General features: G+C 33.1%; 16 protein-coding genes, 1 pseudogene and 1 riboswitch. Of the genes and pseudogenes, 5 read left to right on the plus strand and 12 right to left on the minus strand.

Annotated features, from left to right (window positions below; genetic code table 11):
• Positions 1-163: 163 nt before the first annotated feature.
• Positions 164-289 carry a GapA-binding peptide SR1P gene (locus ACFWM3_RS04350; RefSeq protein WP_098428711.1) on the plus strand — a complete coding sequence of 42 codons (126 nt, stop codon included), beginning with the start codon at positions 164-166 and terminating at the stop codon, positions 287-289.
• A gap of 170 nt (positions 290-459) precedes the next feature.
• Here ACFWM3_RS04350 and ACFWM3_RS04355 read toward each other — a convergent pair whose 3' ends face one another.
• Together ACFWM3_RS04355 and ACFWM3_RS04360 are read right to left on the minus strand one after the other, a co-directional pair.
• Entirely contained in the window at positions 460-912 is a 453-nt protein-coding gene (locus tag ACFWM3_RS04355; protein ID WP_390310435.1) for an NUDIX hydrolase, read from the minus strand.
• Between the two features lie 262 nt (positions 913-1174).
• Entirely contained in the window at positions 1175-2524 is a 1350-nt protein-coding gene (locus ACFWM3_RS04360; RefSeq protein ID WP_390310658.1) for a PQQ-dependent sugar dehydrogenase, read from the minus strand.
• Between the two features lie 257 nt (positions 2525-2781).
• Here ACFWM3_RS04360 and ACFWM3_RS04365 point away from each other — a divergent pair, with 257 nt between their 5' ends.
• Together ACFWM3_RS04365 and ACFWM3_RS04370 are read left to right on the plus strand one after the other, a co-directional pair.
• Entirely contained in the window at positions 2782-3108 is a 327-nt protein-coding gene (locus ACFWM3_RS04365; protein ID WP_056470509.1) for a YnfA family protein, read from the plus strand.
• A 150-nt stretch (positions 3109-3258) separates the two neighbouring features.
• Positions 3259-3487: pseudogene (locus tag ACFWM3_RS04370) on the plus strand (hotdog family protein); the annotation flags it as partial.
• A gap of 108 nt (positions 3488-3595) precedes the next feature.
• On the opposite strand, the gene ACFWM3_RS04375 reads toward ACFWM3_RS04370, so the two are convergent.
• Both ACFWM3_RS04375 and exaC read right to left on the minus strand, forming a co-directional pair.
• Positions 3596-3868, minus strand: a complete 273-nt coding sequence (locus ACFWM3_RS04375; protein ID WP_390310437.1) for a hypothetical protein — start codon at positions 3866-3868, stop codon at positions 3596-3598.
• Positions 3869-4015: 147 nt separating this feature from the next.
• Positions 4016-5533 (minus strand): acetaldehyde dehydrogenase ExaC, encoded by a 1518-nt coding sequence (gene exaC / locus ACFWM3_RS04380; protein ID WP_056470514.1) that lies wholly within the window; start codon positions 5531-5533, stop codon positions 4016-4018.
• Between the two features lie 165 nt (positions 5534-5698).
• On the opposite strand from exaC, the gene ACFWM3_RS04385 reads away from it, so the two are divergent.
• Positions 5699-6517, plus strand: a complete 819-nt coding sequence (locus ACFWM3_RS04385) for a YitT family protein (protein ID WP_056470517.1) — start codon at positions 5699-5701, stop codon at positions 6515-6517.
• Positions 6518-6604: 87 nt separating this feature from the next.
• Here ACFWM3_RS04385 and abc-f read toward each other — a convergent pair whose 3' ends face one another.
• From abc-f to ACFWM3_RS04415, 6 genes are all read right to left on the minus strand, one after another.
• Positions 6605-8437 (minus strand): ribosomal protection-like ABC-F family protein, encoded by a 1833-nt coding sequence (gene abc-f, locus ACFWM3_RS04390; RefSeq protein WP_390310438.1) that lies wholly within the window; start codon positions 8435-8437, stop codon positions 6605-6607.
• 403 nt (positions 8438-8840) lie between these two features.
• A complete protein-coding gene (locus ACFWM3_RS04395; RefSeq protein WP_390310440.1) occupies positions 8841-9335 on the minus strand; it encodes an acyl-CoA thioesterase in 495 nt (164 codons plus the stop codon).
• 16 nt (positions 9336-9351) lie between these two features.
• Positions 9352-11640 carry a 5-methyltetrahydropteroyltriglutamate--homocysteine S-methyltransferase gene (metE, locus tag ACFWM3_RS04400; RefSeq protein ID WP_390310441.1) on the minus strand — a complete coding sequence of 763 codons (2289 nt, stop codon included), beginning with the start codon at positions 11638-11640 and terminating at the stop codon, positions 9352-9354.
• A 147-nt stretch (positions 11641-11787) separates the two neighbouring features.
• Positions 11788-11986: riboswitch (cobalamin riboswitch) on the minus strand.
• A 265-nt stretch (positions 11987-12251) separates the two neighbouring features.
• A complete protein-coding gene (locus tag ACFWM3_RS04405; RefSeq protein ID WP_056470529.1) occupies positions 12252-13640 on the minus strand; it encodes an amino acid permease in 1389 nt (462 codons plus the stop codon).
• Between the two features lie 128 nt (positions 13641-13768).
• The gene (brnQ, locus tag ACFWM3_RS04410) at positions 13769-15124 is read right to left on the minus strand and encodes a branched-chain amino acid transport system II carrier protein (protein WP_390310443.1); all 1356 of its coding nucleotides are present in this window, start codon (positions 15122-15124) and stop codon (positions 13769-13771) included.
• A gap of 361 nt (positions 15125-15485) precedes the next feature.
• Entirely contained in the window at positions 15486-16247 is a 762-nt protein-coding gene (locus ACFWM3_RS04415) for a TSUP family transporter (protein WP_390310445.1), read from the minus strand.
• 109 nt (positions 16248-16356) lie between these two features.
• On the opposite strand from ACFWM3_RS04415, the gene ACFWM3_RS04420 reads away from it, so the two are divergent.
• A complete protein-coding gene (locus ACFWM3_RS04420; protein WP_390310446.1) occupies positions 16357-17139 on the plus strand; it encodes a TrmB family transcriptional regulator in 783 nt (260 codons plus the stop codon).
• A gap of 234 nt (positions 17140-17373) precedes the next feature.
• Here ACFWM3_RS04420 and ACFWM3_RS04425 read toward each other — a convergent pair whose 3' ends face one another.
• Positions 17374-18747: an MATE family efflux transporter gene (locus ACFWM3_RS04425; RefSeq protein ID WP_390310448.1), complete on the minus strand. Its 1374-nt coding sequence runs from the start codon at positions 18745-18747 to the stop codon at positions 17374-17376.
• 131 nt (positions 18748-18878) lie between these two features.
• Positions 18879-19298 (minus strand): MarR family winged helix-turn-helix transcriptional regulator, encoded by a 420-nt coding sequence (locus tag ACFWM3_RS04430; RefSeq protein WP_390310449.1) that lies wholly within the window; start codon positions 19296-19298, stop codon positions 18879-18881.
• Positions 19299-19544 lie beyond the last annotated feature (246 nt).

Consider the following 19544-nt stretch of genomic DNA (forward strand, 5'->3'; position numbering starts at 1 on the left):
CTTTTCTAAAAACAAGAAAAAAATTTTTTAAGACAATTCCTACTTGAAAACCTTGCTATTTCAACGTTTTTTCAACTGGGACACTTCACGTCCACAGGGTGGGTAAAGTCCCTGGAGAAATGGTGAAAAGAACGTGGTATAGTGGGTTTAGGAGGTGTTTCTAATGCAAATTTTAATCTGTAAAGAATGCGAAGAAACTATTGAGTACGCGGAGTATAAAAAAGTTGTGAAAATCTATTCAACTTGCGAAAACTGCAAAAACGAAGCAGCAACTTCAACTGCAAAATAACATATAGCAAATACAACACGCCAATTTCATTATCAAGACCATACCTAAAAAATACTTAATTTTTAAAGGTTTAACAAAATATCAGTTAATATAAAATGATAAAAGGATCTTACAAGAAGATCCTTTTTTATCTTTATTCGGTCAAACTTTCACATACTATATTCTGATGGTCAATAGTTAGAATTCTTAAATGCATTTAAAATAGGAAGTTCGGGTGGATTAAGTTCTGATGGAAGGTCATCAAAACTAAAAAAGCATAGCTCTAGAACTTCGCTTTCTTCTTTCTCTAATTGACCTGTATATTCAGTACATATATAAGTCGTAATTACATTATATACCTCATCTCCATGAGGATATTTATAATAAAATTCTTTTCCAGAAAAAATGTTAAAAAACTCAAGGTTTAATGCTGTTAAACCAGTTTCTTCTTTCAATTCTCGTTTAGCCACTTCTTCTAGGTTCTCTCCCAACTCTAATGATCCACCAGGTAATCCCCAAGTCTTATTATCTTTTCTTAATTGTAATAATACTTTCTTTTGTGAATCTAGTAGGATAACATTTGCGCCAGCCATTAAAATAGGTCGGCTTCCTACAATTTTTCTTAAGTCCATAATATAGCCCATTGATTTTCTCCCCAATATACGATGATTATGTTTTATTCAACTGTATCAAACAATTCTATTTTATTCCACTTATCTGATAATTACTTAGAAGAAAATAGCTATATGCTAAGAATACTAACTTTGGCAAACAATCTTTTTTGTTTAAGCAAAGACTTTATTCCTTTGAAATAAAACAATAATTATCACCTAAAAAAACAACCACTGGAGTGTATACTTTCCTCCGTGGTTGTTAATAACCTCATAAAAGCAAACCGATTAAAAGTCACGGTACAATTTCAAAAATTGTTCCCATGTTTAAATCAGTCACTTTCATAGATCCATAAACTCCTAAATACATTTTTGTTTGATTTAAATTCGTACCCAAACCTACATAATAGGCAGATTGAGATCCAAAGTCATATTCTGTTTGAATCTCACTGAAATCACTTTGTTTACCATCCGGTCTTACTTTCGTATAAGCTAAAACTCCTTTAGGCTGTCCTTGTGATCCCTTTCTTAGCATATCTGTAAACAAAACGCTCCCAGTTAAACTAGGTATATCATTCCCCAAATATGCCTGGACACCTGTAAGTGCAGTCCCTGAAAATTTATCGGGTCGTGGATCTTTATGAAAATAGCTAGTTAAAGGTTGTAAACGGCTCGCTGAAAGTGTTACTGATTCATTGTAATAAGCTATTGTTTTCTCTTCTATGTCGGAATTTTCAGTGCAGGGTCTTATTGTCGAAGTAGGAAATGCACCTTCCCAACCTCGCCAGCCGAAGTTAATAAATCCTTCCAAGTCAAGTTCAGAATTATTGATCGAACTTTGGACTAACTGGGAAACTGGTAATGGTTTATAATAACCAAATGCAAAAAGCGATTCGACCAAGTCTTGCCCGACATTTCCAATATATTTAATATATTGATTATAAAATCTTTGATATGAAATACCCGCTATATTGCGAACCCCTTTAGCCATTACCGTGAGCGTTTCCTGAATCGATGTTGGAAGTTCATTAAAACGTGTGACAATAGGGGAATCGTTGATGAATGTATCTTTTCCTACATCAATTTCAATTATTTTACCCGCGATTTCCAAATTGTCTTGACTTAGGTTAAATGGATCATAGCCTGATCCACCATCTCCAGTAGTTAAAATAAGTTTTCCTGTTTCAGGTGAAAAGTTTAAAGTATTAAGACCATTATGATTCATGAATGGTCTTTTAATATTAAGTAAAGTCCGTCGTTTTTGAGGCTGACCATTTGATTGGAGAACCCATTCTTCAACTGTATTAATATGTTCGTATTGAGTTTCCCTATTAATCCATTTCAAGTTCAATGTTTTTGGATCACACGGGTTTGGATTAAATGGTTTAGAAAGCGCACCTGGACCCCCGGAACCAGCAACTGAATAATAAAGATAAAACAATCCATTATGATAAAAATTAGGATGAAATGCTAGCCCAAGCAATCCGCGTTCATCATAGCCACCAGGCTCACCTAATTTTAATACACGAGGGCGTATATCTAAAAATGTCCTGACCTCTCCATTTCCTATGTAAAAGATTTCTCCTACTTGTGTTGCAATAAATAGTCTTTCAACTGAATCACCGGGAAGAATAGTTGTTTTCATAACGGTTGGTAAATTAATCTTACTAACAACGGGACGTAAATTGACTTTTAACAACGATCAATACACCTCCTTCATATTATTTTCTTCTATAAAATTATGATGGGAATAGCTCTATTAGTACCGAAATTCTTTTCTAATAGTACGTTGAAAGACTAATAGAATGATAGTTTCTTTTAGTCTTTATTGTTAAAATAAAGGGCATATACTTGTACATATTTATCACCAATTCGTCTTTTTAATAGAAAGGAAGAAATAACTTGATCACTGCAATATTTATTTTTTTATTAGCCGGTTTAGCTGAAATTGGAGGAGGATACCTTATTTGGTTATGGCTAAGAGAAGGACACTCTGCTTATTTAGGATTAATCGGAGGCATTATTTTGGCAATTTATGGTGTCATTGCAACGTTCCAAATTTTCCCATCATTTGGTAGAGTTTATGCTGCCTATGGAGGTGTATTTATCGTTCTTTCAATTTTATGGGGCTGGGGTGTTGATAAAAAATCACCTGATTTATATGATTGGATTGGTGCAGCAATCTGTTTAATTGGTGTGTCTGTTATTTTATGGGCGCCTCGTAATTAATACCCTTTCGTAATGATATGAAACAGCAAATCGGCTATTTAGCCGATTTTTTATTTAACATTTTGAAGGATAGTACTATAAGGAATTGAACTCTTTAACTAGGAGAATTAATGCTTATTTTATTAAGGAGGGAAAAATTAGTTGTTACAAATGGGCGATATTATTACATTTGAACGAACTTTTACGGTAGAAGACGTTGAATTGTTTACGAAGGTTTCTGGTGATGCAAAGCGCACACCATATCACGCCTGATGAACAAGGAAGACTAGTCATTCAGGGATTATTGACTGCAACTTTACCTACTAAAATAGGTGGAGATCACAACGTACTAGCACGAACTGTAAATTTCCAATTTTTAAGACCAGTTTACTCAGGAGATGCATAAGACTTAGACCCCATGTCTCTTTAGCTAACTCCACAAGGGCCAAAGTCTCCGATTCCGAACATCCTACAGTTGACACGTTTGGCATAAATCAATATCACTCTATTAATTATGATATAAGGACTGTAATGCCAAATGTTCTAAATCTTTTTTTACATATATATCATATTGAGTATTCTCATTAAATCTCCTACCACTAAAATTCATCGGTACTTTCGTCTTATACTCAATTCCATTCTTCTTCAATTTACCAATAATCATAAAATAGTTTTGATAGCCATGCGTAGTATAGATTAACTTCCACTTTCGATTTAAATATAATTGAATGAAACTATACAGTATGATCAGGATAATGACATAGATTACTAGATATAACATATTTAGTCCCTCCAATTTATACTTTTTATTAAATATATTAAATTGCTACTAGTTTTTATGTATGGATTTAAGAAAATTATTATTTTAATGTATTCTTTCTTTGAAAATCAAAACACTCCAGTAAATCAATACTGGAGTGTAAAAGTTTTAAAAGAATCCTAGTTTGCTCGGAGAATAACTAACTAGCAGATTCTTTGTATTTTGATAGTGGTCCAACATCATTTTATGTGTTTCACGACCTACTCCTGAATTTTTATACCCACCAAAAGCTGCATGTGCAGGATATGCGTGATAGCAGTTTACCCAAACTCGACCTGCTTCGATGTTGCGTCCGAATCGATAAGCAGTATCCATATCACGAGTCCAAACACCCGCTCCTAATCCATATAATGTATCATTAGCGATTTCCAATGCCTCTTCTTTTGTTTTAAATGTAGTAACCGAAACAACAGGACCAAAAATTTCTTCCTGGAATACTCTCATTTTATTGTTCCCTTTGAAAATTGTAGGATTTACATAAAAACCATCTTTCAATTCTCCATCAAGAACATTACGACTACCACCAACTAAAACTTCGGCACCTTCATTCTTTCCAATTTCAAAATAAGATAAAATCTTATTCAATTGCTCGTGCGAAGCTTGAGAACCGATCATTGTTTGAGGATCCAATGGGTTCCCTTGTTTAATCGCTTTAACACGTTTTACCGCTCGATCCATAAATTCCTCATAGATTGATTCATGAATAAGTGCTCTTGAAGGACATGTACAAACTTCTCCCTGATTTAAAGCAAACATCGTAAAGCCTTCAAGTGCTTTATCGAAAAACTCTTCATTGTCTACTACATCTTCAAAGAATATATTAGGAGATTTACCACCTAATTCTAATGTTACAGGAATTAAATTCTTTGAAGCATATTCCATAATTAGTCGCCCAGTTGAAGTTTCACCAGTAAATGCAATTTTCGCAATTCGATCACTTGAAGCTAATGGTTTACCTGCTTCAAGTCCAAATCCGTTTACAACGTTAACAACCCCAGGTGGCAATAAATCTTGAATTAGTTCCATTAAAACTAATACAGAAGTTGGAGTTTGCTCAGCCGGTTTTAGAACAACACAATTCCCTGCAGCAAGGGCTGGAGCAAGCTTCCAAACAGCCATTAAAATTGGGAAGTTCCATGGAATAATTTGTCCGACAACACCTAATGGCTCTTTATAATGATAGGCAACTGTATCACCATCAAGTTCACCGAGTGATCCTTCTTGCGATCTGATACAGCCGGCAAAATAACGGAAATGGTCAATTGCTAAAGGAATATCTGCAGCTAAAGTTTCACGAACAGGTTTACCATTCTCCCAAGTTTCAGCGACAGCAAGATATTCTTTATTTGCTTCCATACGATCAGCAATCTTATGTAAAATATTTGCCCTCTCAGTTACTGACATTCTTCCCCATTTACCTTTTGCACCGTGTGCTGCATCAAGTGCTTTTTCGATGTCTTCTGAAGTCGATCTTGCCACCTCACAAAAGACTTGTCCAGTTACTGGCGATACATTTCCAAAATACTGTTCCCTTACTGGTCTTACCCATTCGCCACCAATAAAATTGTCATAACGATTTTTAAACGTAATTAATGAACCAGACTTTCCAGGTGTTGCAAATACCATAATGATTCCCCCTTAATAGCTTGTCTCATTATAAACTTATGAAAGCGCGTTAATAACTATGACAAATAATAGATATTTTGTTTAATAGAAATTTTTTGATTCAAAACTCATTATTAGGTAGAATGATAGAAGTGAAAAAAATCTGTTAGAAAATGAGGGGTAACTGTGCGTAAAAACTTCGTAGATATTTTATATCTCCTTGTTGGTTCAGCTATATTTGCAGTCGGTGTTAACTTCTTTGCAATACCGAATAAATTAGCTGAGGGTGGCTTTACCGGCATTACGATGATTACTTATTATCTATTTAACTGGTCACCTGATGTCGTATATTTTGTTTTAAATGCTTCATTGTTAATAATTGGATATAAATATTTAAAGAAACAACTAATAATATATACAGTTATTTCCATTGTAGCCATTTCTTTTTTCTTACGTATGACAGACGGTTATGGCGTACCAACAAGCGAAACTTTACTAGGTACTATTTTTGCTGGTGTTTTAATTGGACTAGGGTTAGGAATTGTCTTTCGTGCGGGTGGTACAACAGGAGGTTCCACGGTTCTAGCTCAAATGGTTCATCAATCCTTCGGGTGGAGTATTAGTAAATCTTTACTATTATTTGATCTAATTGTTGTTTTAGGTGGTTATTTTGTAATCGGCTTTGAGAAAACATTATATACTGTAATTTCTATTTATATCGGTATTAAAGTTTTGGATTTTATTATGGAAGGATTAAATCCTAAAAAAGCGATTACGATTATTTCCGATCAGGCGAATGAAATTGCACAAATCGTATCAAATGAAATGAATCGAGGAGTAACGATTTATCCTGCAAAAGGCCACTTCTCTGGCCTACGAAAAGAGTCCTTATACATTATTCTTAATAATAAAGAACTATTTGAACTTAAAAAAATAATTCACACAATTGATCCAAAAGCATTCGTCGTTATACATGATGTAAATGATGTACTAAAAGCAGGGTAAATAGTTTAGTACAACTCGGATCTATAATAAAAAACAAATCACCATAAGTAATCCAACTTAAGTGATTTGTTTTTTATTTTTAAGCGCTCAGCCTTTCTTTTCCCTTCTCTCAGTCAATAACCTCTCATTTATTCCATCAAGTTCTTTTTGTAGCTTGACGATTTTTGAAATTTGAGCTTTCTTTTCTTCATCCGTATCTTTTTCCTCTGCATTCATTGCAGCTATTTCTAGTTGTAATTTAATTCGTTCATTTAATAAAGTTTGCTGATCGTTTGAGATGTTCTGTCTTCCGTTCCATTCTGCAAAAGATCCTTTGAATTCATAAAGATTTCCATTTTCAATATGAATTACGCGATTTGAGACCTTTTTTAGTAAATAAGGATCATGTGACACTACAACGACTGCTCCAGGATATGCAGCTAATGCTTCCTCAATTCTTTCTCGCGTGTGAATATCTAAATAGTTTGTTGGCTCATCAAGCACTAGTAGGTTTGAATCAGAAAAGTATAATTTTACGAAAGCAACTCTACATTTCTCTCCCATGCTTAGTTGAGCAATATTTTTGTAAACATCCTCTCTTCTAAAAAGGAAACATGCTAAAATTGTTCTTGCTTCAGTTTCAGTCATATTTGGAAGAGATAAAATTTCATTTAAAATTGTTGAATCCTCATTTAACGCTTCAAGCTCTTGCATAAAATACCCTATTTTTAATTGAGGATTCTGTTTTACAGATCCACTATTAGGAATCATTAATCCTGTTAATAATTTTAAAAATGTAGATTTTCCAGAACCATTTTTTCCGATTACAGCTAATCGATCATCTCGATTTAAACTAAAATCAACTTGATTAAATAACGCTTTTTCATCATATGAAAAATCAACTTTTTCAAATGTAATCATTTGTTTTGCTGAAAATGAATCATTTTCAAAGCTCGCTGAAATTGTTTTAACTTCTTTTGGTTTATCTACTTTTCTTTTCTCTAATCGATCTAAATCCTTTTCTTTTGATTTAAATCTTAATGCGTTTTTTGCTGCTTGTTTCTTTGCAAAAGGATCACGTTCACTAGCTGCATTATGCGAGCTTGTAAACCATTGTTTATATTGATTAATTGTTTCAATGAGCTTTTTCTTTTCCGCTTCTTGTTTATTATATTGTGCTTGCTGCGTTTTTTGCTCATGTTCTTTTTGTATTTTATATGTTGAATAACCACCATTATACTTAAAAGTACCATCTTCCGTTAATTCAACAGTAACTGTCGCAACATCATCAATGAATTGTCGTTCATGAGAAATAAAAAGTACACTACCTTTAAAATTTTGTAACCATTCCGTTAACCATTGGATTGACTCAGTGTCTAAATGATTTGTTGGTTCATCTAAAATTAATAGCTTTGGTTGCTTCATCATTATCTTGGCTAATTTAACTTTTGTTTTTTGTCCACCACTTAAATGACTGAATGGGATATTCCATAACTCTTGCGGTAATTGAAATTTCTTCAAAACTTGATCTATTTTCGTTTCCCAATCATAACCATCTAATTCTAAATATTTACTTAAACTCTCGTTATATTTAGCTAGATTCTGTTCATTAGACAGATCAAGTACATACTTTTCTAAATTCTTTTTGATGAAATATCGCTCTTGATCAAATGACTCGATCACTTCCCTTGCTGAAAAGTTTTCTAGATTCTCTTCATCGGTTAAAAGCCATCCAATTTCATCTTTTGAATAGTGAATTTGCAGCATTCCTTTTTTCAATGGAATATTACCTAAAATGGCATTAATAAATGTGGATTTTCCAACTCCATTTTCACCAATTAACGCTACCCTTTCACGTTCTTTAATGTCCAAGTTTCCATTTTTAAAAATTGTTTTTCCATTTAACTCTATTTCTATATTCGATGTTTTTATAATAAACATATACTTCACTCCATCCGATTTTAAAATATCACTCTGCGTAAAAATACAATCTTTAACGAGAGAAAATAAAAAACACACAAGCAGTATCTGCCTGTGTGTAAATTGGATGTAATTTAATAAGCCATGTATATATATAAATATATACGTTAGATTATATTTCAAATGAAATATAATAATAAATAAACCATGTATTAAAAACAATGGATTAATTTAATATTAGTATAGGCTCATAAATAGACATAGTTATCCAATTTCTCTGATTTCAGGCAGAGTACTTTTTTGCTATAAAATTCGTTAGCTTAAAAAGTTATCGGATATTGTACATAGTGTCTAAATTTGATGCCTCCTTAAAAATATTAATTTAATCTTAGCTTACTTTTAGTATGTTTTCAATGCTTTCTTTTTATTCTTTCCAAATTAATGCAAATTCCTTACTTAATTTCTTTCTTAATTGGCGACTTTCTAAACGTTTAAATGCTAATTGCTGTAATTTAATTTCTTCATCAGTTTCTGGTATTGCCTCTACTACTTTATGTGGTTTACCATCTTTAAGTGCAACAAATGTAACAAAACATGTTGCAGCAACTCTTTTTTCACCTGAAAGTAGATCTTCGGCAGTAGCTCGAACAAATACTTCCATTGAGCTTGAGCCTGTTAAGATCACGAACGATTCATAATATATGCAGTCACTTTCTCGAACTGGACATAGGAACTCTACTGAATCCATCGATGCGGTTACACATTCCATTCTCGAATGCTTTGTAGCTGAAATGGAGGCAATTAAGTCCATTGCGGCAAGCATTTTTCCTCCGAATAATGTACCATGGTTATTTAAGTCAGTTGGAAATATTCTACTACTATCAAATACTCTAGATTCTTTTACGTATCTACCACTCATCGATTTCACCCTATCATTAAATAATTGAATAATATTTTTCTCGAACTTTTTTCGCAGATTTTACCATATTTGATAAGGCATCTATTACCTCAGCTTCATTTCGTGTCTTTAAACCACAGTCTGGATTAACCCAAAATCTATTTGCTTCACACACTTTTAAAGAACTTAAAATATTCTCTTCCATTTCCTCAACCGATGGAACCCTTGGACTATGAATATCATACACGCCTAAACCAATTCCAAATGGATAAGGAGATTCAGATAAATAAGTAGAAAATTCTTGATGACTTCTTGCATGTTCAATTGAAATAACATCTGCATCTAATTCAATAATTGTGTCCATAATATCGCTAAAATTGCTATAACACATATGTGTATGTATTTGCGTTTCATTTCGGACGCTTGAAGTAGCTAAACGAAATGCTCTCGTTACCCAATTTAAATATTGATCCCAATCCTTTTGCTTCAAAGGTAAACCTTCTCGAATTGCAGGTTCATCAACTTGAATAATTGAAATACCAGCAGCTTCTAGTGCTTTTACTTCTTTACGTAAAGCTAATGCAATTTCATTTGCTATTTCCTCTCTTGTACGATCCTCACGAACAAACGACCAATTTAATATTGTAACAGGACCTGTTAACATCCCTTTGACAGGTTTAGTTGTTATACTTTGTGCATACTCAGTTTCATTTACAGTAATTGGCTTTGTAAATTCGACTTTACTAAAAATAATTGGCGGTTTTACACAGCGCGATCCATAAGATTGAACCCATGCTTTTTTCGTGAAGGCAAATCCCTCTAGTTTCTCACCAAAATATTCAACCATATCCGTACGCTCATACTCGCCATGTACTAATACATCCATATCAATATTTTCTTGAATTTCAATCCATTCATTAATTTTCAATTTAATTTGATTCATATATTCCGATTCATCGATATTTCCTTTTCGCCATTGCTGTCTTACTTGTTTAATTTCCTTCGTTTGAGGAAAACTTCCAATAGTAGTCGTTGGTAAAATCGGTAAATTCATTACTTTATTTTGTAAAGGATATCTTAAATGAAATGGTACTGGTCTTCTAAAATCTTCTTCGTTAATGGATTCCAATTCATTACGAGTTGATTGATTTTTTTCACTAAGCTGTTTTAAATTTTCTAAACAATTACTTGCATATTTAACATCATTATCAAACATGCTCGCTTTGTTAATTAATAAACTTTTTAATATAACTAACTCTTCCAATTTTTCATCGGCAAACGCTAATGCATCAAATAATGTTTCATTTAATAAATTCTCTTCAGTTTTTGTAACTGGTACGTGAAGCAAACTACAAGACGGTTGAATCCACCAATCTTTTGGACTTATTTCTTCTTTGAGAGAATTCAAAAACTTAATGCAATCATTTAAATCATTTCTCCAAATATTACGCCCATTAACTATTCCTACACCTAGTACTTTGTCATTTGGAAATCCGTGCTCGAGTATTGACTGTAAATTTCCATCTTTACCGTGTACAAAATCAAGTCCAATGCCATCTACAGGGAATGAAATTAGTTCTTCATATTGTTCAACTGCTTCAAAGTAAGTTTGTAGCATTATTGATAATGAAGGGACAGCTTTTGCGATTTGAGCATAAACTTCTTTCATAAAACGAATATCTCCGCTTGATTCTTCTAACACAAAACATGGTTCATCAATTTGTACCCACTCAACACCTTCATTCTCAAGCTCTTTAAGCATTTGAATATATAGGCTTACTAGATTATTAATTATGTTTCGTTTTTCTTCTTCTTGGTAACCTTTTGCTAACTGTACAAATGTATAGATTCCTAGAATGACAGGTTTCGTTTTTATACCAAGCTCAAGTAATGCCTCTTTGTATGCTTCTAACGGCTTATTGTATAGTAATCTAGATTGCTTGTCCTTTTGATATTCAGGTACGATATAGTGATAGTTTGTATTAAACCACTTCGTCATTTCACAAGCTACAATGTTTTTACTACCCCTTGCTAATGCAAAATATGTCTCTAGACTAGGTTTTTCATTTATTTCACCAAATCGACTAGGAATCCAACCAAACATAGTAGCAATATCTAACACATGATCATAAAACGTAAAATCATTTACAGGGACTAGCTCCACACCTAAATCGTGCTGTTTCTTTATTGAGCTTATTCTCAATGATTTCATTTCTTTTTCAAATTCTTCTTCATTAATTTTCTTTTGCCAAAAGCTCTCTAACGTTTTTTTCCATTCACGATTTTCACCAATTCTCGGATATCCTAAATTACTTATTTGTACCATTTTTTCTCTCTCCTTTTATCTAAAATAAAAAAGCATTTTTATCTCATAAGAGACAAAAATGCCTTTAAGTTGGAAAACATAAATAATTAGAATACGTTAACTTAAGCTTTCTTTCCATAAGGCACCTCCCTATCTCTCGTAGGTCAAACAGCGTCGTTAGAATAGGCAGGTCTCCTGACTTAAGAATCTTTGTAAATAAAAGCCTTCCCTAAATTAATAAGTGGCATCTTCTTATTTACTCCTCTATTACAGTGGCGGGACCGTGTTGGAATTAAACCAAACTTCCCTTTTAAGTAAATGATTTCAAACTATGATCTTCATTTACACCTATTCCCTACTATTTAGTTTTCATCATTTTGTCATAAAATGCAAAAATAGTCAAAATATTTATTTTTTATTTTCCGTATAAATTTTAAAAAAATTTTTATTTTAGGTTAAATAGATACTGCTGATTCATTATACAGACAATAAATAAAAAAATGCACTCGCATGATAATCTCATCCAGCTTAATTACTGGTTGATTTTATAATACGAACGCATTGATTGTTAAAAAAATTTATTTTTTTATTGTATAACTATAGTACCTCTTATTATCAAACTAAGTGATTGATCAGTTAGCTACCTTTTCATCTGTTTGAGCATCTAATGGTACACGTTTTCCGATACCGAAAGCATAAAAACAGATGACAAGGATTGCCAAGAAAATAATTCCCACAATAAGTGATATACGCGTGTCATCATTAAACCACATACCGATTAGGACCAAAACTAAATAAGCTAATGTTAAGTAGTTAGTAAATGGTGCAAAAGGCATTTTAAAAGGATGATTCTTAATTTCATCTCCCTTTACTTTTCTGAAACGAATATGACTAATTAGAATGACAAACCACGGGATCATCCCAGGAAGTACGCTTGCACTGTATACATACACGAATAAGTTTTTTGGTGCAATAAAATTTAAAATAACGCCGATTACTAAACCAATTAGTACACCAATCGTACCGAATAAAGGCACTCCGTTATTTGAGACTTTTGTAAAATATTTTGGAGCTTGTCCATTTACACCTAATGTATAAAGCATGCGTCCTGCGCTATAAATACCACTGTTACAACCAGACATTGCAGCAGTGATTACTACAAAGTTAATAATTCCAGCAGCTGCTGTAATACCAACTTTTGCAAAAGTTACAACAAACGGGCTACCAATCGAATTTAGTTGGTCCCAAGGGAAAACTGTTACTATTACAAAAATAGCACCAATATAGAAGATTAAAATACGCCAAATAAGACTTTGAATCGCTTCTTTTAATGTCTTTTTCGGATTTTCTGCTTCTCCAGCTGTAATACCAATTAATTCAACGCCTTGATAAGCTCCAACAACTAGTGAAAGTGCAAAGAAGAAACCTGACCAACCACCTGTAAAGAAGCCGCCATTTTTCCAAAGGTTAGATATTCCAATCGCATTTCCTCCGTTTCCTAAACCGAAGAAAATTAGACCAAACCCTGCAACAATCATCAATAAAATTGTAACGACTTTAATCATTGCAAACCAAAATTCAAATTCACCAAATGATTTAACGGAAATTAAATTTGCTGCACCAAGAATCACAATTGCAATAATTCCTGGTATCCAAGCAGGTAGGTCTGGAAACCAATACTTCATATATGCCCCAACTGCAATAATTTCTGACATTCCAACAATAACCCACTGGAACCAGTTACTCCATGCAGTCATATACCCTGCTAAAGGGTGGATATATTTGTGGCCAAATGTCGCAAATGAACCTGTACTTGGCTCTAGGTAAAGCATTTCCCCCATTGCACGCATAATGAAGAAGATAAAAATCCCCGAAATTGCATAAGCAAGCATTACTGATGGGCCTGTCCAATGAATTGTACTCGTTGAACCCATAAATAATCCTACACCGATTGTACCGCCTAATGCAATCATCTGAATATGGCGCGCTTTCAATCCTTTTTTCAATTCCTTTTGTGCCATTCTATTTCCTCCCCTTCCTGATGAAACAAGTGTCACTTTTTGAATCAATCTTAAAAACTTCTCCCCTAAAACCATTACTAACTTATTAAGAATTTTTACAGTTAAAAAGCTTCTTTATTTTCCTATAATTAACTGATCTTTCGAATTGAACTTGGAATATTTTTCTTATTTTTCTTGCGTAAAATACTAATAAAATAACCAATAAAACCACCAACAATAGCTGGCACAATCCAACCTAAACCTAAACTATACAAAGGGAGGTACTTAGTGAAAAAATGATGAATTACTTCAATTTGTATTCCAGCTGAGTTTAACCCATCAAATAGACTCACAATAAAAGTTAAGATCAAACTGCCTTGATACACTTCTGACCTACCTTGGAATGTATAGTGTAAGAATGTTAAGAAAATTAAGGATATAGCGATAGGATATAGTGTCATTAATACAGGAATTGAAACTTTAATTAGCTGTGTTAAACCTATATTTGCTATAAGAGTACTAAACACAGTCAGAATGATCGCAATTTTTTTGTAAGAAATGACTGGAAACATTTCATGAAAAAAAGTAGAACAAGCAGTGATCAGTCCAACACTCGTAGTCAAACATGCCACTGTAATCATTAAACCTAATAATATTGCTCCATAGGAACCAAAATAATAGTCTGAAACTTTCGCTAAAACTTCAGCACCATTATCTAATCGACCAAGTTTCTCAACACTTGAAGCGCCCATATAAGTAAGAGCAGTATAGATTATTGCTAAAAGTGAAGCAGCTATTGCTGTTGACTTTCCACAAACGATCATAAGCTGTTTTTTAGTCGTAACTCCTTTTCCTTTAATTGCGTTTACAATAATAATTCCAAAAACAAAAGCTACAAGAGCATCCATTGTTAAATAGCCTTCTTGGAAACCTTTAAAAAACACGTTTGTTGTGTATCCTTTAAAAGGCTCTTGAAATTTTCCAATTGGATGAACAATAGCGATAACAACAAGCAATCCGATAAACGTTAATTTAATAGGAGTTAGAAATTTTCCTACTACATCAATAATCTTTGTAGGATTAAGTGATAACAAGCATGTAACTGTGAAAAATAAGATTGTAAATATGATTAATGCACCAGGATTTGCATCATTTGATAAAAAAGGTTTAACGCCAATTTCAAACGATACATTCCCTGATCTAGGGATAGCAAAAAAAGGACCAATTGCTAGATAGAGAACCGTAGTAAATACAATACCAAACAACGGATGTACCCGTCTAGCTAAAGATTGTAAATTTTTTTCACCTGAAAAAACAAAAGCTGTAACGCCTAACAATGGTAATCCAACTCCAGTAACTAAAAAACCTGCATTGGCTATCCATAAGTTTTTTCCGGCTAACTGTCCAAGTATGGGTGGAAAAATTAGATTTCCTGCTCCAAAAAACAGTGCAAATAACATAAAACCTAAAATGATTATAAAAGTATTAGGTACTCTTGGTGACATAAACAACAACTCCGATTATTAATTTGTATAAAGTTCCCAATTGGACTAATTTTCAGACCAAACAATCTTACCTCACATTTTCATCAAATTCAATAAAATTATATTATAATAAGATATTCTTTCTGCGTATGATTATATTTTGTCACAATTTTTTCAAATCTATAAACCTAATTCAATGGATTCTCTATAGATTTGTTGCTTATAGGACAGTTAAGTTTGGATTTCGTCACAAAAAAGCACCCCAGTCGATAAACTGGAGTGTTTTTTTATCCTGTTCTATTTCCTACATTTTTAAGTTATCAATGGTTATTTCAAGTTCCACTTTCACTGTGTCCTTGTAGGAAGAACTGTATTTTACTAGTTATTGAATATAATCATAAATATTCTTCACTAATAATAAACAGGTCACTGCTATAAATAGCGCACGTACATAACCACTTCCTTTTTTTATTGCAAATTTCGACCCACAAATCGCACCAGCAATTTGTGCAATTCCCATTATTATTCCATAGGTGTAGTTTACTTGACCTAAAAACATAAACATTAACAATCCAGCAATATTGCTACTAAAGTTTAAAAATTTTGCATTGCCTGCAGACTTTAAAAAATCAAACCCAATCATCAAAAAAGCAAAAATTAAAAATGATCCAGTTCCAGGTCCAATGAACCCATCATAGAAGCCAATTGCAAAGATCGTAACTAAAAAAATAATGAATTGATAAATGGATAATTTTTTTTGTGTTGAATTACTTCCCCATTCTTTCTTGAAAATAGTAAAAATTGCTACTGCTCCGAGCATAATTAACATCAATGGCTTAAGCATTTCAGGGTTTAGCAAATGTACAGTGTATGCACCCAATAATGAGCCAATAAATGAGAGTGGAAAAAATTTAAGAACTGATTTTAATTCGATTTTACCTGAACGATAAAACATTAATGTACTTGTTAGAGAGCCAATTGTCGCTGCTAATTTATTGGTAGCTACTGCAGCAGCAGGATTAAGCCCCGTGAATAATAATGCAGGTAGTGTAATCAACCCACCACCCCCAACAACAGAATCAATAAATGAAGCTAAAAATCCAAAACAAATTAAAATAATTAATAAAGATGAGTCTAGATGCATTTCTATCAACCTTCCTATGTAGTCACTACTGAAATAGTAACTAACAAATTGCTATCTGTAAATAGTTATTGTAAATTTATTACATAAACAAAAATAGGAGTGAAAAAAAATGGAAGATCTAGTGCAACAGTTCAAAAAATTAGGTTTTAACGAATATGAAGCTAAATCTTATGTATCACTCGTTAAACAAGGTCCTGTTACAGCCTACCAAGTTAGCAAGGACTCAGGTATACCAAGAGCACGTATTTATGATGTGCTAGGTAATCTAGTTGAAAAGGGAATTGTCTTGAAAGAGGAAATAAATGACGCGGCTCGGTATTCACCTCTGCCCGTTGATATCTTTTTACAGAAGGCCCAATCGGAGTGGCAATCAACTTATTCTGTAGTAAGTGACTCTTTAAAAGATTTAGAATCATTTGGTGAAAAAGTGGACAACCGGGTAATTACTTTAAAAGATTATAAAACGATTATTAACTATTGTGAGACGCTAATAAAAAAAGCAGAAAAACGGATTGTAATTTCAATGTGGGACGAAATGTATGAGGTTTTGAAAAAAGAACTGGTCCATGCGACTGAAAAAGCAACTATTCAAGGAATTACGCTACACGTCGAAAATCCTATTGGAAATCTAGAAAGTCATCGCATTACGCCATTTACAGAGACCAAGTCTACAGATCATTGGTTTATTTTGTCGATTGATTCTAAAGAGATGATTTATGGACCATCAATTGAGGAGCGTAGTGTTGCTTTTTATACAAATGATCCAGTTCATATTTACTTATTAGAAGATTATATATGGCACGATGTACTAGTGAATAGACTTGTTCGACGTAGCCAAGACAATTTAGAGAAATGGATTACAACTGAGCGAAAAGCTTTTTTCATGGAATGATAATACGCAAACACGGAGTACAAAAAACTTGTGTTTCAGACTGATTGCAAGCGCTTGTCTTTTGAGGCGCGAAGTCTGGTGAGGAGCGGAGTTACCCTAGACGGTAATGAGCACGCTCAACAGGCGAAGCAACGAAGAAAGCGAGCGTTTGACAACAGTCTGAAAGCATAAGTATTTTAATGTACTTATGCTTTCTTTCCAGTCTATGGGATGGTATTCACAATTTTAGTGATTTTAATGAGCTAGGCTGTTATCTGGCATTTTCTTAAGTTTTCTTAAGTAAGGAATCATTAAAATAGCCCCCATAACGAATGTAATCCCCTCAGTAAGTGTTAAAGACCAAATTATGCCATTTAATCCATAAAAATGATGTAAGATGATGACAACTGGAATGAAAAGCACACCTTGTGTAATTGACATGATCCCTGTAGCAAGCCCTTCACCAGACGCTTGGAAGATACTAGTGAATAAACCTGTGAATCCGTTAAAAACAGATGAAATAAGTTGAGCTGTTAAGATTAGTGCTCCTATACTAAGCACGGCTGAATCGCTTGTAAATAAACCGAGTACTTGAATTTTAAATATATATACAATTCCACCAAATACAATTGAGATTCCGCCAATCCATAGAGTTAACTCTTTTAATGTTTCAGTTAGACGCGGTTTATTTTTCCCACCAAAATTATAAGCAATTAAAGAAATGGCTCCTATAAATAAGCCCATCGTAATAAACTCTGGAAGTTGTGCAATCCTTACAGCGATCCCGAAGCTTGCTACAACATGCTCGCCGTATTCAATTGCATAATTATTTAATAGTAGAGTTGTAACAATCATAAATGACATTTTAAATAACTCTGGAACACCGACTTTATAGATTTCTAATTGATCGGTCATCGATACTTTCCAATGCTTTAAGAAACCTTTTAAAGTTTCACTTTTTCTCTCTAAAAACCAAATGTAATATATGCTTGCGGCGATATTTGCTAAAACCATTGAAAGGGCAGCCCCCATTACATGAAGGTTTAAAACTAAAATGAATAACACATCAAATATGATGCTAAAAATTACACTAATAAACATTCCATACATCGATTCTTTTGCAGCACCCTCAGAACGCACAATTTGTTCTAATGCAAAGTTCAAAATAAATGCAAAGCCACCAATAAAAAGGGTGATCGTATATTGCTTAGTATAAAGCAATGTTGAAGCATCTGCTCCTAACAAATGAACAATTGGATTAACAAATAATAAGGCAATTACTGCAATAATCACTCCACATATAATACTCATATAAAAAGCATAGCCTGCTACTGATTTCCCTTTATGAAGATTCCCTTCACCTAAGAGACGAGTAACAAAAGTTCCTGCACCAACCCCAAATACATTCCCAATCGCCATTAGCACTGTAAAGATTGGTAAACCTAATGTAATGGCGCTTAACATCGCAGTATCATGTACTAAACCGATAAAAAATACATTTATTAAGTTATAGATTGTACCAGCAGAAATCCCAATCATCATTGGAATACATAAACGAGCTAACGCTTTTCGTATCGGTGCTTCTTTTAAATAATAAATATTAGATTGATCTACTTCAAATCCTTCCATTATATTCCATCCTCCCGAATCTTATCTTTTTTATTTTGGTTTTTGATCATAATTTTTGTTTATATATAATTAGAATTCTAACTTTTAGGTTTCTAACCATTTACCGATACGACCTTAATGGCCGTAGTCACTCAAAGGTTTGATTCAATTTTTTTCAATAGGCGTAAAAATTCATTTTTTTCTTCTTCAGTTAATGACTCTGTTAAACGTGATTCCATTTCCAAAAACATATCATCAATCTGATTAACGATTTCTCTACCTTTTTCTAATACGAAAATTTGTTTCTGGCGTTCGTTATCAGCTTGGATTTTTCTTCCAATATATCCATTCTTTTCAAGCCCTTGAAGCATGCTTGTTATACTTGCACCTCTTCTATTAAATGCATCTGCTAAATCCTTTTGAATTATACCTCGATCCTGATGCTCAGCGATATAACTGATCATCCTACCTTGTTGTGGATTTACTTCAAGTTCTTTCGTACGATACGACAATTGATCCCGTACCTTATGCATAATGGTACTAAGAAGTCTCGTATAAGGTGTATCAATCAAATCGTTCACCTCCGAATAATTAGAATTCTAACTGTCTGAAACTAATATAACTCCGTGGGCGTTCTATGTCAATTAAAAAGATAGAATTCTAACAATTAGATTGTAAACTTTACAATCTTTTTTTAACCCCATTAAAAGATTTGATCATGTCATTTGTCAGATGTTTTAGCTAGTCCAAATTTATTAATAATAGAAAGAACTAATACAATTTGCAAGCTCTAAATTAAGGCTATTTAACCAAAACAT

The organism is Gottfriedia sp. NPDC058432, from assembly GCF_042721555.1.
Lineage (GTDB): Bacteria > Bacillota > Bacilli > Bacillales > Bacillaceae_G > Gottfriedia.